The following is a 16,448-nucleotide window of genomic DNA, read 5'->3' as shown; positions in this document are numbered from 1 at the left end:
TACAAATTAAATAGTAATAATTTAGTTATATTCAGGGGCCATGATTTTCATAATCATGGCCTTTTGTAATTAAATTTTCCATTTTTGCAAAAATAATACACCTATAAAGTAATTATTCTTACAAAAAATTTAAAGTAATGTTGCTGATATCCTATCTTCAAAATAAATACTAAGATGAGCTAGTATTTGTGACCAACCCCTAATTTTTTGAGTCCATTTTTCAGATATATCCATCGTAGCCAAGTATAAAGATTTATGTAGAGAGTCATCAGATGGAAATATTGATTTAGATTTTGTTACTTTTCTCAATAGTCTATTGTAACTCTCCATAGAATTAGTTGTATATATTAATGTTCTAATTTCTTGAGGATATTTAAAATATACTGAAAGTTCATTCCAGTTATTTCTCCAACTTCTAAATGCTATCGCATAATTATCTACCCATTTTTCTTCCATGAGCGTTAGCTCACTTAATGCATTTTCTTCAGTAGAGGCAGCATATACAAGCTTTAGATCTTTAGCGAATTCCTTCCTATGCTTATATGATACGTAATTTAAGGTGTTCCTAATTTGATGAACGACACATCTTTGAACCTCAGTATTAGGAAAAACAGCTTTAATGGCGTCTGAAAAACCATTTAAACCATCTACAGATGCAATTAAAATATCTTTAACACCTCTGTTTTTGATGTCTGTAAGTACTTTTAACCAATATTTAGATGTTTCATTTTCACCAATCCAAATACCTAAAACTTCTTTTACTCCTTCGAGATTTATACCTATCGCAATGTACGCAGCTTTATTGATTATTCTGCCTTCACTTCTTACTTTATAATGTATTGCATCCATAAAAACAATTGGATAAATAATATCGAGAGCTCTATTTTGCCATTCTTGCGCTAAAGGAAGGACTCTATCTGTGATTTTAGATACTAAAGTATGAGAAACATCTATACCGTAGATACTTTTAAGATGGCTTGCTATATCTCTAGTAGACATACCTTTTGAGTACATTCCAATTACTTGCTCTTCTATTCCAGATATATCATTTTCATAGTTTTGGATAATTTTAGGCTCAAAATCACCATTCCTGTCCCTTGGTATACTAAGTGTAACCTCACCAAAATCAGATCTAACTTTTTTATTTCTATATCCATTTCTAGAGTTTGTAGTTTCTTTATGCTTATTATCGTATCTTTCATATCCTAAGTGTTCATCAAGCTCCGCTTCTAACATCTCTTGAATTGTGCTAGAAAAAAGATCTTTTAACATATTTTGAACGTCTTTTGTTGTTTTTACATCGTATTCATTTAATAGTGATTTTAATATTTCGCTTTTATTAAACATAAAAAGTGTGCACCTTCCTTTTGTAATGATTTTTAATATCTAAATTATCACCACTTTATGGAAGAATACACACTTTATTTTAAAGACCCGACTTTTTTTATTAAAATTTATATATCCTTAATCAGTATTTAAATATTTTATTTTCATATTAATGCCTTAACTTGAATGTAATTTCATGTTAAGAGCAATAGTATTTGTAGAATTTAAAATAAGAACTTACGGATATCATCATCTATTTCTACAGATGAAAATGCAATAATGGTTGTAGTTAGGGCGTAAGAGGATATTTCGTTTATAAAGTCTTCTACTTCTTGTAAGTCACAAATTGATAATTTTACTAAAAAACATCCATCTCCAGCAATTCTGTAACACCACTCACTTCTTGGAAAATCTTTGATAAATGTTTTAAATCTTTCATATTCTCCATTCTTCATTGTGACTTTTATTATGCAATCAACGTTAAGTCCTAATTTTTTCTTATTTATTTTTATTGTATATCCTTCAATAACTCCATTATCTTCAAGTCTTTTTACTCTTTCTGTAACAGATGGAGGCGATAGGTTAATACGTTTAGATAATTCTCTTATAGATAATCTACTATTTTTTTGCAACTCAGATAAAATCATTACATCTATTTCATCAAATTTCATATGTAATTAGAACCTCACTTTTTTTATTTTATATGATATATATATTATATTATTTTATATCATACGAGATACAAATTGAATAGAATCTTTTATATAATACTAACTAATAAGATAAAAGATAATCAACATAATATAAGGGAGGAGAAATATGTCTAGAATAAATTTTTCAAAGGAAGGAAATACACCATTTCAACAACTATTAGGTCATAATAATGAAGTGCTTCAGAAGTGGAATTCTTTAGATGAGGTATTATTTAATTCAAATACATTTAGTGATGAACTGAAAGAGCAAGTAAGACGTACTCTTGCATTCAACAATGGATGCCAATACTGTATGGCAAAAGGTATTCCATCAGAAAATATAACTGACTCAAAGATTTTAGCTGCTGTTAAATTTGCAAATATGATCTCTAAAAATAACAATATAGATGATAAAGAGTTTAATATACTAAAATCAATATTTAATGATAAGGAGATATCTGAACTTTGTGCATTAATATGCTTTATTACAGCGTGCCAAAAATTTGGAGCTACACTTGATTTACAACCTAGTTGCACATTATAGAATTAAAAAAGCTCCTTTATGACAATGATTATATTTTAATAATTGCCATAAAGGAGTTTATATTTAACTTAAAAATACAAATTATTTTATACTAACTGTTTAGTTTACTGGTTATACTGTTATAAGTTTTATTCATATGATATTTTAATTCATCCATACAAATATCTTTTGTATTGCAAATACCTTCATATACATTGATAATCTCACTAGGCATACCATAAACTCCAGTAATCCACTCCAAAGCAGTAGGACCATCAGTTTCTGCTAGAATACGATTTACAGGAAGTAGTCTGGCAATATCTTGGGTCTTCTGTGATGTATTTATATCTACGCTTAAAGTAAAATAGGAATTACCAGCTATAAATTTATTTAAGGTAGATAAATCTCCGCTATACCAGTGAATTATGGATTTTTCTAACATATTTTCTTCATGTAAAATATCATAAATTAACTCTTCTGCGCCTTTAGTATGAATATTTAAAAATTTATCATAAGTTTTAGCTCTTTGTACAAAATGTTTAAAAACTTCAATTTGAGGCTTATAAGTTGACTTATCTTCCACCCAGTGGAAATCCAGACCAACTTCGCCTATGATTTTGCTATTTTTTATGTAGTTATCATAGATGTCTAGGTTGGTAACCACATTAGTAACTTTCCAAGGGTGTATACCAAAAGTAGGTATAATGTTAGAACATACTTTAGAAAAACCAAGATTTTTCTTGTAACTTTCTTCATCCATAGCACAGGAGATTACTTTTATATTGTTATTATTTATATCATCATAAACCTTTTGTAACTCATCATCTTTGTAGAAATCTATATGACTGTGAAAATCTATATACATTTATAAATAACCTAAGATTTCTTTCTTTAATTTAGCTATGTTTTCCAGGTTATCTTTGTTGTAGATGCGTTTGTCTACAATAACTTCTTTATTAATTACAGCAGGTTTATTTGATAAAATATAAATTCTGTCTGATAAAATTATTGCCTCATCAATATCGTGGGTAATAAGCAATATGGTAGACTTAATTTCCTTCTTTATGTCCAGTAGCCAATTTTGCATGGAAGCTCTTGTGATAGAGTCTAATGCTCCAAAAGGCTCATCTAAAAGCATAATATCGCTGGAGTTAACGAAGGTTCTCATAAAGTTGACTCTTTGTCTCATTCCACCAGAAAGTTCATGAGGATATTTATTTTCGTAACCTTCCAAACCAAAAGTGGAGAAGTAAGGCTTAACTGTTTCATGACTTTTTTTCTTTTTTTCACCTTTTAAGATTAGGGGAAGAGAAACATTGTCCATTATGTTTTTGTAAGGAAGTAGAAGGTCTTTTTGGTACATATAGCTGAAACGACCATTAATATCTACTTCACCAGAATCACTAGTTGTTAAGTTGGAAAGTATGTTGAAGATGGTACTTTTACCACAACCACTAGGACCTATGATGGAAACAATCTCTTCGTCATAAACGTGTAAATCAATATCTTTTAAAATAAGCGTATCTTTGTATTTTTTTGATAAATTACTAATAACAATTTTTTTATTAGTTTGGTAAGAATTCATTTGTATATGCATCACTTGCTTTCATATCCTTGTTTATTAATTTATATTCTTTCATGAAGTCAGTGTAATTATTCCAAACACTATCTTTCATTTCGCCCCATTTAGAAGCATCATCTATATATTTATCAGCTAAATACTTTTGACTTTCAATAGCTAAGTCTTCGTTTATTTCAGGAGCATGTTTTAATAATATTTTGGCACTTTCTTCAGGTTTTTTTACACAATCCTCGTATCCTTTGCTTGTTGCAGCTAAAAACTTCTTAGCAAGGTCTGGATTTTCATTTATTATTTTGTCACTAGTTATTAAAAGAGGAGTGTAGTAGTCTAATCTTTTGTCTAAATCCTTAGTAGCTACAAAGTTTATATCTTCACCACGAAGTTTTGCCTCTACACCTGTCCAACCTTCAAAAATATTTGCTATATCTATGTCACCTTTAGTAGCTGTGAAGAAATCATCTTTTCCTATATCTACTATTTTGATTTTGCTAAAATCAGCACCGTTGTTAGTCATAATTGCATTTAAAGTAGCTTTTTCTGATTCTGATCCCCATCCACCGTAAGTTTTGTTTTCAAAATCTTTTACAGTTTTAATTTTTTTGTTTGCTGGAGATGCAAACCCAGAAGTATTGTGTTGAATAATTGTAGCTATAGATTTTATTGGAAGTGGATCTTCACTAGTTTTTGCATAAGTAACATCTTCTTGATAACTTACACCAAAATCAGCTTTTCCTGTGGCAACTATAGTAGTAGCAGTGCCATCAGATGGTTGAATTATTTCCACATCTAAACCTTGTTCCTTGTAATATCCTTTATCTAAAGCAACGTATAATCCTGTATGGTTAGTGTTTGGAGTCCAGTCAAGAACTACAGTAACCTTTTGTAAATCTGAGTTTCCTTCTTTTTTTTCAGTACTTTTCTTTGAGCAACCTGTCACTAAACCTATAGTAAGTAGTGCAGCTGTCATTAATGATATGCTTTTTTTAAACTTCATCTTACTCTCCTTTGTACTTATGTTTTAATATTATTTTCTTCAAAATATTTATACCCATTACAAATATTAAACTAAAGATTATTACTAAAATTGTAGATGCAAATACTTTGTCCAAAGCATATGCACTCTTTGCTCTTACCATATAAACACCAAGGCCCACACTTCCACCAAGCCACTCTGCAACTGTTGCAGCAACAAAGGCATAAGTAGCTGAAATTTTTAAGCCTGTAAATAAGCTTTCCAAAGACATGGGAAGTTTTAAATGAATAAATGTATTTAGTTTGCTGGCATCCATAGTTTTGAATAAATTTATATAGTCTTTATCTATATTTTCCATACCATCCACAAAATTTACTAATATGGGGAAGAAACAAGTAATCATAACCATGATTATTTTTGGCAATGAATCAAATCCAAACCATATTATAAGTAGTGGAGCTATAGTAATTGTTGGTATCATTTGAGATACTAGCATTATAGGATAGAAACACTTTTTTATAAATGGAACAAAGTCCATAAGAGTACCTATTGCTATTGCCAATAATATGGAATAAATAAATCCTAAAACAGATTCATTTAAAGTAACTAAAGCATGCATTTGCAAGTTTGCAAAATCTGTGCTAAAAACTTTTATTATTTTGCTTGGTGCAGGCATAATATATTGAGGTATATCATTACTTACCACAATAAACTGCCATAATAATAAAATACTTATAAATGTTATAAGTGGATAAATATAATTTTTGATTTTATCTGTGATTTCTAAGTTTGTTCTCAATTGTTAGGCCTCCAGCTTTTTCGTCAACCCTAGCAACTGTGATGACTCTTTCGCATCCTAGTTGAAAGGGTATTTTGTGCATTACTTTTATTAAGTCAAAAACTTCATCAAATTCCCCTTCAAATGTTGTACTCATGGCACCGATTTCATACTTAAGACCACTTTCCTTTACTTTTTCGATGCAAGCATCTACTACTTTGTACATTTCATCCTCACCTGTATAAGGTCTAAGAGGCATTACTGCCACGTCTGCTATAACCATTATTATTCCTCCTTTTTATAAATACATATATAAATATAAAAAAATGCTATACCCGTAGGCATAGCATATATAATCAAATTTAATCTCCATACTCTTTATGAGAGATAAAGTGTATATAGCTTTCCTCCGCTGGTATTATCCAGATCAGGTACAAGGGTCGGCAAAACCTCTCAGCCAATAAAGGCACCCCTAGCATTTTTAACTTTTAAGTTAATTGTAAATGATTTAAAAATTTTGTCAACTACTTAGAAAAAAGTATCACTTAGAAATAAGGCTTTTAGTGCCAATAATCTGGTGGTAATAAAGAAAAAGTGAAGGTAAGATAATTAATCTATTTTTAGTATGAAAAAAAGTTATAAAGGTAATAAAAAAAAGATATTTTACAAAAGCAGCAAATAATTTGCATTTATCACAACCAGCTCTTAGTAAAGTTATAAAAAATTTAGAATTAGATCAGCTAAACTGTAGCATAAATTGTACAAAAGGTAGATTAGTTGTTGGGATACCCCCAGTTATAGGGGCTGTATATTTTATTTGATGTAAAAACATAAAATTATAATTGGAAATAAAATGTAAATACAGAAATTACTTGAAATACATGAATATGAAGGTTATATTATTACCTAGTAAATTTGTTAATATAAAAAAGAAGGGAGATAAGTATTATTAAGCGAGTATGACAGGTTTTCTAAATAAATTTTAAGTAAATGCGGGGGAAAAATTGAAAAAGAGTACATTTATAAAAATCATTTCGTATATATTGGCCATATGTATAACTGTAACAAATATACCTATGCCAGTACTTGCAGAAGAAATCTCAAAGTCTAAATCTACAGTACAAGAGGGCGTAGAAGAAATGACTGAAGGAATAGTCGAAAAAACGGAAAACAAAACTGTTTATCAGTTGAAAAATGGATTAAAAAAAGAAGTTATACATGATTCTAATATAAGATATTATGATGATGGAAAACTAATTGATAATGATCCATCTTTAGTTGAAATTAAAGAAGATAAAACAAGTAGTAATACAGATTTAGCTGATTATGCTTATGAAAATAAAGACGGTGAAAATAAACATTACTTTCCAGAGATAGTATCTAAAGACACGCCTGTATTATTAGAAAATGATAAATACCAAATCTCAATGCATCCTATTATGGATGGAAGTAAGAAAATAGAATTAGAAAAAGAAAAAACTACTAACATCTATGATGAAGAAGTAAATATTCCAATAAAAGTTTCTTATGGATTTGATGAATTGGATAGTGAAATAGAGTATATATCTTATGATAATGGAATTAAGGAAAATATTATTCTAAATAACGCTCCAGAGTCAAATAAATTTGAATTTGAGATATATGCAAAAGACCTAAAAGCTAAGAAATGTGAGTTAGAAGAAAGTATAGTATTTTACGATAAAGATACAAAGGAAGTAGTTGCCAATATAGACACACCGTTTATGAATGATGCAACTAACAAAGCATATAGTGAAGATATAACTTATAATATAAAGCTTAAAGAAGATTCAGAAGATGTATATATTTTAACTATGACAGTGGATGAAGACTATCTTAATAGTAAAGATAGACAATATCCAGTTAAAATAGATCCAAGTGTTACATGGACAGGTGATAGTAACATAATAGACACTTACATAATAAGTGGTTCATCATATGCAGATGTAAACTTCTATAATAGTGGAACCACAGCTTTTCCTGTAGGTACAGGTAGCCAAGGAATAAATAGAAGTTTAATCAAAGGTAAACAATTATTTAGTACAGTTGAAGGTAAATATGTTGAAAAAGCAACATTAACATTAAGTGAAACTAGCAATAATGATTCATTAAACAAAATTAATGCCTATCGTATTATTGACGACTGGAACGAAAAAACTGTTACTTGGAATAATAAACCCAGATATAATACTAGTGATGGTGCATATAGTTCTTTTACAACAACAGGGATACAATACAAAGAAATAAGTTTAAATTTAACAACTTATGCAAAAAAGGTTGCAAATAACCAGATAAAAGATTATGGGCTTATGTTAAAAGCAGAGGATGAAAGTACTTCTACAGGGAAATACTCTAAATTTTATGGATCAAGACATTCCAATATATCTATAAGACCGAAACTTATATTAGAGTATTATGATATACCTCAACAGCCTACAAGTGTAGGTGTTAGTCCTCAATATATGAATGGAACTCAAAGTTTAAAAGTTTCTTGGGAAGGAATTATTTCAACAACTTTAAATCGTGTAGAATATAGACTTTCTAAGTGTAATGATAGTGGAGAAGAAATAGATCCACAATATATACCATATAGAACACTGAAAACCACAAGTAGTTCAAGTGGAAGTGCAACAATATCTGATTCAATAAATTGGCCATCGGGAAGGTATAGGATTTATGTAAGGGGAGTTGATAATAGGAATATAAGTGGAGTTGGAAGGTGGAGGTCTATATATATAGATAAAACAAATCCAGTTATAGAATCAATGTCAGTAACACCAGTATCTTCTTCAACTAACCCAATAGGACCTAAAAATATATCTATATCATGGAACGTTAATGAAAAATATTTGAAAGATGTGCAATACAGTATTGATGGAGGAAGTTATTCTTCTGTAGGAAGCGCAGCTATATTAAATTCAAAGTATACTATATCATCATCCAAGTTTAATGATTCTAAATCATATAAAATAAAACTAAAAGCTATAGATAAAGCGGGAAATATTAGTTCTATAAAAAGTGTAGATGTACACATTGATAAAACTGCTCCCAAAATAGGCAAACTTGAACTAAAGGATTCTTCAGGAAATATTATAACAGATACTTGGACTAGAGAAAAAAAACCTCAGATATGTTTTAGTAATGTAACAGAAGAAGGTTCTGGTATTGTCATAGAAAATATAAGATATGCTGTAGTAAAATCAGGAGATAGTGAACCAGAAAGTTATTCCTATCCTAATGATATAGCATTTACATCTAGTGTGAATCCTTACGAAGGTTATTTCTATAGAAATACGGAAGGTTATTCGGGCGCTTATGACATATATGTAAAAATAACAGACAAAGCTGGAAATATAGCAATACAAAAAGTTACATCAAAAAGAGATACCATAGGACCAACTGGAAGCATAGAGGTTGAAAATTTAACAAGTTCTACAGATTTGTTAAGTAATACTATAAACATTACAGGTATTGTTGATGATAAAGAAAGTGGAATTAAGACAAGTAATATTACGTTGCATAAATTAGATGCCAATGGACAAGAGGATACAAGTTTCCAACCAGTGGTAATTTATGAGAATGCGACTATGTCAAACTCAACAGCTTTTGATACAACAAAACTGGAAAATGGTAAATACATATTAAAACTTTATGTTGAAGATAATGTAGCTTACAAAAAAACAATAACAAAAGAAATTACTATTGTTAATAAAATAAAGGCTCCTAAATTAATTAGTAATCCAATAAAAGACAATCCAGCTACTATAAGTTGGCGTTACGATGATAGTAATATTATAATTTCAGGAATTCAATATAAACTTAGCGACAGCGATATATGGGTTGATGTTGAAAATTCAAACAAAAGCACAGGAAGTTTTACAGTCAACTTGCCAGAAAAAAACGGAGAATACAAAGTTAAAGTTAGAGCTATAGATAAATATGGATTTGAAGGCGATGAGAGGACTGTAATATGTATCGTGGACAGGCAAAATCCTACAGTAAATATTACATCTGTTGACAAAGGAATTGTAAAAGGAACTGTAACAGATGATAATTTTTCAGAGTGGAAAATCTATATAAAAAAAGAAAGTGAAGAAGATAGTTCATACCAATTACTATTAGAAGGTAAGAATAGTGTAGAAGATAAGATAATAGGTATTTTAGATTTACAAGGTTTTGAAGTTGGAACATATAACATAAAACTTGTTGGAAAAGATATTGTTGGTAACGAAGAGTCTTCTGTTATAAAATTTGAAAAAAATGAAGATTTTACAAATGCGCAATTGATACAACCAAGTTTTAGAGTAGAAAGAGAACATTATCAAGACTATACTAGCGACAGTATTGTTTTTAAGTCTACTAAAAAAGAACTTTCATTAAAACATGAAGGATTAAACTTATTAAGTAGAGTCATGGCAACTACTAACTGGTATATTGATAATAAAAATGTAGGAACAGGTTCTAAATATGAAGATGATTTCTCAAAATATGAAAGAAATAAAAACTATCAAATTTCAGTAGTTAACAAAGATTTATTAGGTAATGTTAAATATAGTATGCCTTTAATAAAAAATTATGAAAAAAAGAATATTTCATTATCTGATGGAAGTTCATCTAGTAATAGTATAGTTGAAAATATAAAACTTGATGATAAAATAGCCAGTTTTAGATTAATAGATACTAATATAGCTAAAGAAATAAGTTATGAAATTAAGATTGGTAATGGTGAATACACTAAAATTAATCCAGAAGAAGCATACAATATAATTGATTTATCTGATGAAATTGAAACAGATAGCATTTTTATTAGAGTTAGTGGTACTAATAATTCTGATATACAAAATTTAAATGATATAAGTTTACAGCTTGACTATTTAAATAAAGAATATTTTACAATCTCAGATATTGAAAATTACAGACCAGAAAATTTATCGGCAAAAGATAAAATTAATTATAAGACTTATATTAAATGGGATATACCAGAAGGCGAATTTCCTAAAGATATATATTATGAAGTATACAGAGGAACGGAGCCTAACTTTAAACCTTCTAACTATACATTAGTAGCAAAAGATGTACAGGCTGGTTACTGGAGTGAACCTAATATTAATTATTCTAGCACTTTCTATTACAAAATACGAGCAGTAAAACGTAATAAAGATGGTAGTATAATTGAAGCAAGCTCATATTCTGATGAGGTCTCTAGTACAGTAGTAGATTCAGATGAATATACAAAGAGAATGGGAATAAAAGAATATTGGGAATATGTTGATGTTGAAATGCCTAATGGAACAGGTCATATAGAAAAAAGTGAAGGAAACTTTGTATATCAACAAACAGATGCAGTCTTACCTAATGAAGAATTAGAAGTAAATTTAAATCGTACATATAACAGTAAATCCAGTGCAAAATCAGCATTTGGTATTGGATGGAACCATGACTACGATATAGAAATACTTAGCTTATGTGAAAAGGATAAACTGGATGAAGGAAAAATTGCATTAAAAGATAGTACAGGAACAATATATTATTTCCATAAAAAAGATGATGGAACTTATATATCAAGCATGGGTAAATATATTAACTTATTAAAAGAAGATGTAACAGATGAAGTTAAGATACCAGATAGAAGTGCTACATCACAGGGAAATGCTGAAATAACTAAAACTATTAATAGTTCATATACAATTACCACAAAAGATAATGGTACATATAAATTTAATAGTGGTGGACAGTTAATATATATGTCAGATACAAATAATAATTTCTTACTATTTGAATATGACAATAACAAAGGTTTAATAAGCAAAATAACTACAAGTAAAAATATATCTATAGAGTTTGTTTATAATAATACTCCAGGTAAAGACTTATTGATAGTAAAAGAGATTATTCTTCCTGACAATAGTAAATTACAATATAACTATAACGATGAATCAAGATTAGTTAGTGTAGATAAAGTTGGAGATAGTAAAAATATAACATATAATTACGAATATGATAAAAAAGGAAAAGTAAATAAAGTTTTAGATGCAGAAGGTAACTCTTATGGAATAAACTATGATTCAGAAAATAGAGCTAATGAAATAATATATCCTCATTCTAGGAATTTGTTTGCAGAAACTATAAATCTTGAATATTCGGATACGGCTACAAAAACTACGACTAAAAAATTAGTTAATGGAAATGTAAGATCTAGTGAAGTTGATGAATTTGATTCTGCTTTTGGTAATTGTTTGAGAAGTACTGATGCTGAAGGATTCACAACTACTTATGAATATAAAGATAATCTAAGAACTAAAGAAACTTCACAAGTAGATTACCAAGCATTGGAAAATGGAAAAGTTGCTTGGAAAAAAACAGAGAAAACAGAAACTACAAGTTATGATAATAATGAAAATGTAACTGAAGAAAAAGATGAAGATGGTTCGACATCTTCATATGAATATAGCAACAGTAGAAGTAATGAAGCATTAAACGATTTACCAACATCATTGACAGAACGTGACGGTGATGGAAATCTAATAACTGATGAAATATATGAGTATGATCAATACGGTAATACAACAAAGGTATACGATAAAATCACAAATACCACACTGCTTACAACATATACAGAAGACGGTGAAGTTGAGAGTGAAACAGAAATACTAGGTTCACCAGACTCTGGAAATGTACAAAGTGAAGCAAAATATACTTACTCTTATGATGAAAAAGGAAATAAAACAGAAATAAACTCAGAAGTAGCTGATGGAACTAAGGTTGTTACTACTACAGTATATGACGTAATGGGAAGACAAATATCTTGTGAAGAAGTATTTACTGAAACTAGCGGAAAAACAAGTAAAAAAATTACAACTAATACTTTTGATTCTTTTGGAAGACTGATAGAAACAGTATATAAAGAAGGGGATAAGGAGACTACAACTAAGAAATCCTATTATCCAAATGGAACTGTTGAAAGTGAAACAGCAGAAGATGAAACAGTTACATCGTATACTTATGATGAGATGAATAGAGAAGCAAGCGAAACTGTAAACAAAGGTGGATTAGTTAAGACTTGGGACACAACTTACAGCTATGAAACCGTAGAAACATTTACAGGTGGTGAAACTAAAAGAACTGAATATTCATTTGTAAGTACAGAAACAAATCCAGATGGTGATATTATTGGTCAAACTTATCAGGATGCATTAGGAAGAACTATAAGGGAAAAAGAAAATGGCGTTTATGTAGACTTAACTTATGATGGCCAAGAAAACATAATAACTAAATATGAAGCAGGCCAAAATGCTGGTAGTGAAAAAGGCATTCTTTCAGTATTTCTATATGATAGTCTAGGAAATCAAACAACAACTATGCTTAATCCAGCCTATGATTCAAATGAAGAAACATTCTATGTAGATGGTGATAATACCATAGTAATAGCAAAGAAATATGATTCATCAGGAAATGTAATTGAAGACATAGATGGAGAAGGAAACTCTACAAAATATGAGTATGATGAAGAAGCAAGAATATCAAAAGTAATACTTCCTGATTCAGAAAATAACATAACGAGTTTTACTTATGACAAAGTAAACACAGATGGTACAACAAGTACCATAGTTACAGATGCACAAGGGAATAAAAGTGAAACAATAACTAACTCTCAAGACCTTCCAGTATTAATTAAAGATCTTGGAGATGGTTCTATAAACCCAATAACTACAGCAAATGAATATAATTCAAAAGATAATGTAGTAAAAGAAACAAACACAGAAGGAAATTATAAAACTTATGAGTATGATGACAAAGAACGCTTAAGTGCAGTAAATTACTACGATTCTGAAAAGAATCGAACTCTAAGAACAGAATACGAGTATGATATATCTGATAACATAACAGTAATGCGTGACTATAAACAATCAGGAGATAAGCTAAATCTATATAGATACACAGGATATACTTATGATAAACTTAAGAGACTAGTAGGCTATGCTGAGCTAGATAATGATGATATATCAGGTGACTTGCCGACAGATGATGAAATAGCTAGACATAAAATTACTTATGAGTATGATATAGACGACAACATAACAAATGTAACATACCCTTCGTCTACATCTAGTAATGTAAAAGGTCTAAAATTCACTTATAATAGTGATAAGTGGTTACAAAAAATAGAAGCAAAAGTTGGATTAAGCCACAAACTTCTTAGAGAATACAACTACTTAAATGATGGAAAAGTTGCAAGTATAAAAGACTACAGAGACTTTGCAAAAGGAAGCACAAGCACTTACACACTTAGAAGTTTTGACTACGATAGTTTTGGAAGAGCTACAGGCATCACTTACACTGATAGTGGAAAAGATGAAGTACTAGAAAAATATGAATACACTTACAATAAAAATAACCATATAATGAGTGAATATTTATATAATAACTACACTAGTACAACTCAGCGTGACGAAGATTCACCGAGCACAAGAGTAGATGAACTACGTGAATATGAATACGACAAACTTGGAAGACTTACAGAAACAAATATAAGGGATAATATCTCAAATTCAATAAGCAACACTGTTTATACTTATGATAAAGTAGGTAACAGAGTCAAAGAATCCAAAGATGGAAAAACAACTACATACACATATAACTCACTAAATCAGTTAGTTTCAAGTGTTGAAGTTGGATCGGAAGATTCAGCAGATGGAAGTGAAGAATCATCAGATAATGGAGAGTCCCACACCACAATATCAAATAAAAGCTATACTTATGATTTAAATGGAAATCAGCTAAGAGAATCAGACAGTGTGACAAATGAAGTAAAATGCTACACTTACGATGCAGCAGACCGCATGGACAATGCCATGTTTACAAAAGCTGGTATAGTAACATTAAACCAAATAAACACTTACAATGGAAATGGGCAAAGAGTTGAAAAATCAGAAAATGGTCAATCAACTAAGTACTATTACCAAGACGATTCAGTACTTTACACAACTGGAAAAGCTGATACGTCAACAGAATTAGAAGAACCGGAGAATGTTGAAAAACTTACTGGAGTAACTAGTCTTAACCTAATGGGAGCTAGTGGAAATGCCATCGCCACAGTTAGGGATATTTCAAGCAACGAAGGTGAAAAATACTACTTCTACAACAAGGACATGCGTGAAAGCACAACAAATCTAGTAAATGTAGAAGGCAAAAGTGAAGTATCTTATGAATATACGGACTTTGGTGAAACTGAAATAAACGGTGACGAAAACTTTTACAACGAAATCTGCTACACAGGTGGAATTTACGATAACAAAACAGGACTGTATTATTTGAATGCAAGATACTACAATCCTGAAGATGGAAGATTCTTAACAGAAGACACTTATCGTGGAGAATTCACAGACCCAAGTAGTATGCATCTATATGCTTATTGTGCAAATAATCCAATATCATATACAGATCCAAGTGGCCATTTCCCAATTTTGCTCGCAATTGATGCAGCATGGGGAGCATATGACGGATATCAGTATGCTAAAAGGAAGAATCTAAAAGGTTGGAAAAAAGCAGGAGCAATAGTTGGTGGAGCAGTACTTGGAACAATAGACCCATTTAAAGCACTAAAAGTAGGCAAAGTTTTAAAACGAGTTGCTAAAATAGCCAAAAAAAGTAAGAGCACAAAGGCTATAGCTAAGAGAGTTTATAGGGTTGCAAGGAAAACTAGAGTAGTTGCAAAAAGGTCTTATAGAAAAGCAAGTAGAAAGGTTACCAAAACATATCGTACGGTTAGATGTAAAATAACTAAAAAAGGTTGTTTTACAGCAGGAACTTTAATATCAACTAAAGACGGATTAGTCCCAATAGAGGATGTTGAAGAAGGCGACCTGGTATGGGCACAAAATCCAGAAACAGGAGAAATAGCCCTTAAAAAAGTAGCACAAACTTTTGAAAAAGAAACAGATACAATACTTTATATTAAGGTAGCTGGAGAAGTTATCGAAGCTACTGAACAGCATGTGTTCTATATTGATGGTGTAGGCTGGATACCAGCAAGTATGATTGAAGAAGGAGATGTAGTAGCTCTTCAGTCAGGTGATAAGTCTATAGTTGAGAAGGTAGATAAAGTAGTTCACAATGAACTGATAACTGTATATAACTTCGAGGTTGAAGATTTCCATACGTATTTTGTATCTGATGCAAGTGTGTTGGTACATAATGATTATTCAGGAGTAAGAAGAAAAAAGGTCAAAGCGTCTAAAACTATAGATAGAAATACTGGAGAGGAAGTAGGTAGGTTTATTGCAGATGATAAAGGTAATATAATGATTGAACCTAAAGGTGGAAGAACAGTAAAAGCAGGTAGAGGTGGAGTAGACACACATACTTTATATTCTAATGGTTCAAATTATCAAAGATATAATCCAAAGGGACATCCTCCTAAAACTAGTAAACCACATGGACATGGACATTTAAAGGGAACAGGACCGAACATTAAAGGACAAGGACCATCAATTGATACAAAAGGGAATGTAGTTCCTTGGAATAGTTCAGCTGCACATTGGAAAATAAGAAAATAG

The 16,448-nt window shown here is 30.2% G+C and carries 10 protein-coding genes and 1 riboswitch; of the genes, 3 read left to right on the top strand and 7 right to left on the bottom strand.

The window, feature by feature from the left end; translation table 11 throughout:
- Positions 1 to 129 precede the first annotated feature (129 nt).
- Entirely contained in the window at positions 130 to 1,347 is a 1,218-nt protein-coding gene (locus TVTCOM_RS16825) for an IS256 family transposase (RefSeq protein ID WP_228110405.1), read from the bottom strand.
- A gap of 203 nt (positions 1,348 to 1,550) precedes the next feature.
- Positions 1,551 to 1,997, bottom strand: a complete 447-nt coding sequence (locus TVTCOM_RS16820) for an Lrp/AsnC family transcriptional regulator (RefSeq protein WP_434797407.1) — start codon at positions 1,995 to 1,997, stop codon at positions 1,551 to 1,553.
- Between the two features lie 148 nt (positions 1,998 to 2,145).
- On the opposite strand from TVTCOM_RS16820, the gene TVTCOM_RS16815 reads away from it, so the two are divergent.
- Positions 2,146 to 2,562: a hypothetical protein gene (locus tag TVTCOM_RS16815; RefSeq protein WP_434797406.1), complete on the top strand. Its 417-nt coding sequence runs from the start codon at positions 2,146 to 2,148 to the stop codon at positions 2,560 to 2,562.
- A gap of 91 nt (positions 2,563 to 2,653) precedes the next feature.
- Here the strand turns inward: TVTCOM_RS16815 and TVTCOM_RS16810 are convergent, their stop codons facing one another.
- The 5 genes from TVTCOM_RS16810 to TVTCOM_RS16790 are packed head-to-tail and all read right to left on the bottom strand — an operon-like array spanning position 2,654 to position 6,157.
- Positions 2,654 to 3,406: a TatD family hydrolase gene (locus TVTCOM_RS16810; protein WP_434797405.1), complete on the bottom strand. Its 753-nt coding sequence runs from the start codon at positions 3,404 to 3,406 to the stop codon at positions 2,654 to 2,656.
- Positions 3,407 to 4,126: an ABC transporter ATP-binding protein gene (locus TVTCOM_RS16805; protein WP_343337957.1), complete on the bottom strand. Its 720-nt coding sequence runs from the start codon at positions 4,124 to 4,126 to the stop codon at positions 3,407 to 3,409. It lies immediately after the preceding gene.
- Positions 4,107 to 5,117 carry an ABC transporter substrate-binding protein gene (locus tag TVTCOM_RS16800; protein ID WP_074914416.1) on the bottom strand — a complete coding sequence of 337 codons (1,011 nt, stop codon included), beginning with the start codon at positions 5,115 to 5,117 and terminating at the stop codon, positions 4,107 to 4,109. The genes TVTCOM_RS16805 and TVTCOM_RS16800 overlap by 20 nt, the downstream gene beginning before the upstream one ends.
- Before the next feature lies 1 nt (position 5,118).
- The gene (locus tag TVTCOM_RS16795; protein WP_074914418.1) at positions 5,119 to 5,895 is read right to left on the bottom strand and encodes an ABC transporter permease; all 777 of its coding nucleotides are present in this window, start codon (positions 5,893 to 5,895) and stop codon (positions 5,119 to 5,121) included.
- A complete protein-coding gene (locus TVTCOM_RS16790) occupies positions 5,867 to 6,157 on the bottom strand; it encodes an MTH1187 family thiamine-binding protein (RefSeq protein ID WP_148555978.1) in 291 nt (96 codons plus the stop codon). Before TVTCOM_RS16790 ends, TVTCOM_RS16795 begins: the two co-directional genes overlap by 29 nt.
- Positions 6,158 to 6,261: 104 nt before the next feature.
- A riboswitch (TPP riboswitch) is annotated at positions 6,262 to 6,358 on the bottom strand.
- Between the two features lie 199 nt (positions 6,359 to 6,557).
- Between TVTCOM_RS16790 and TVTCOM_RS16785 the strand changes: the two genes are divergently transcribed.
- Both TVTCOM_RS16785 and TVTCOM_RS16780 read left to right on the top strand, forming a co-directional pair.
- Positions 6,558 to 6,695 carry a helix-turn-helix domain-containing protein gene (locus TVTCOM_RS16785; protein WP_434797404.1) on the top strand — a complete coding sequence of 46 codons (138 nt, stop codon included), beginning with the start codon at positions 6,558 to 6,560 and terminating at the stop codon, positions 6,693 to 6,695.
- Positions 6,696 to 6,878: 183 nt separating this feature from the next.
- Positions 6,879 to 16,448, top strand: a complete 9,570-nt coding sequence (locus TVTCOM_RS16780) for a polymorphic toxin-type HINT domain-containing protein (RefSeq protein WP_434797403.1) — start codon at positions 6,879 to 6,881, stop codon at positions 16,446 to 16,448.

The sequence above is a fragment of the Terrisporobacter vanillatitrophus genome, from assembly GCF_051148895.1.
Classification (GTDB): Bacteria; Bacillota; Clostridia; order Peptostreptococcales; family Peptostreptococcaceae; genus Terrisporobacter; species Terrisporobacter vanillatitrophus.
Note: the sequence above shows the minus strand (reverse complement) of the source record. Positions and strands in the feature narration are given on the sequence as shown.

Excerpts from the sequence above, each read along its gene's own strand:
- TVTCOM_RS16815 (WP_434797406.1), top strand. The coding sequence starts at position 2,146 with ATGTCTAGAATAAATTTTTCAAAGGAAGGAAATACACCATTTCAACAA.
- TVTCOM_RS16820 (WP_434797407.1), bottom strand. The coding sequence starts at position 1,997 with ATGAAATTTGATGAAATAGATGTAATGATTTTATCTGAGTTGCAAAAA.
- TVTCOM_RS16800 (WP_074914416.1), bottom strand. The coding sequence starts at position 5,117 with ATGAAGTTTAAAAAAAGCATATCATTAATGACAGCTGCACTACTTACT.
- TVTCOM_RS16790 (WP_148555978.1), bottom strand. The coding sequence starts at position 6,157 with ATGGTTATAGCAGACGTGGCAGTAATGCCTCTTAGACCTTATACAGGT.
- TVTCOM_RS16825 (WP_228110405.1), bottom strand. The coding sequence starts at position 1,347 with ATGTTTAATAAAAGCGAAATATTAAAATCACTATTAAATGAATACGAT.
- TVTCOM_RS16805 (WP_343337957.1), bottom strand. The coding sequence starts at position 4,126 with ATGAATTCTTACCAAACTAATAAAAAAATTGTTATTAGTAATTTATCA.
- TVTCOM_RS16810 (WP_434797405.1), bottom strand. The coding sequence starts at position 3,406 with ATGTATATAGATTTTCACAGTCATATAGATTTCTACAAAGATGATGAG.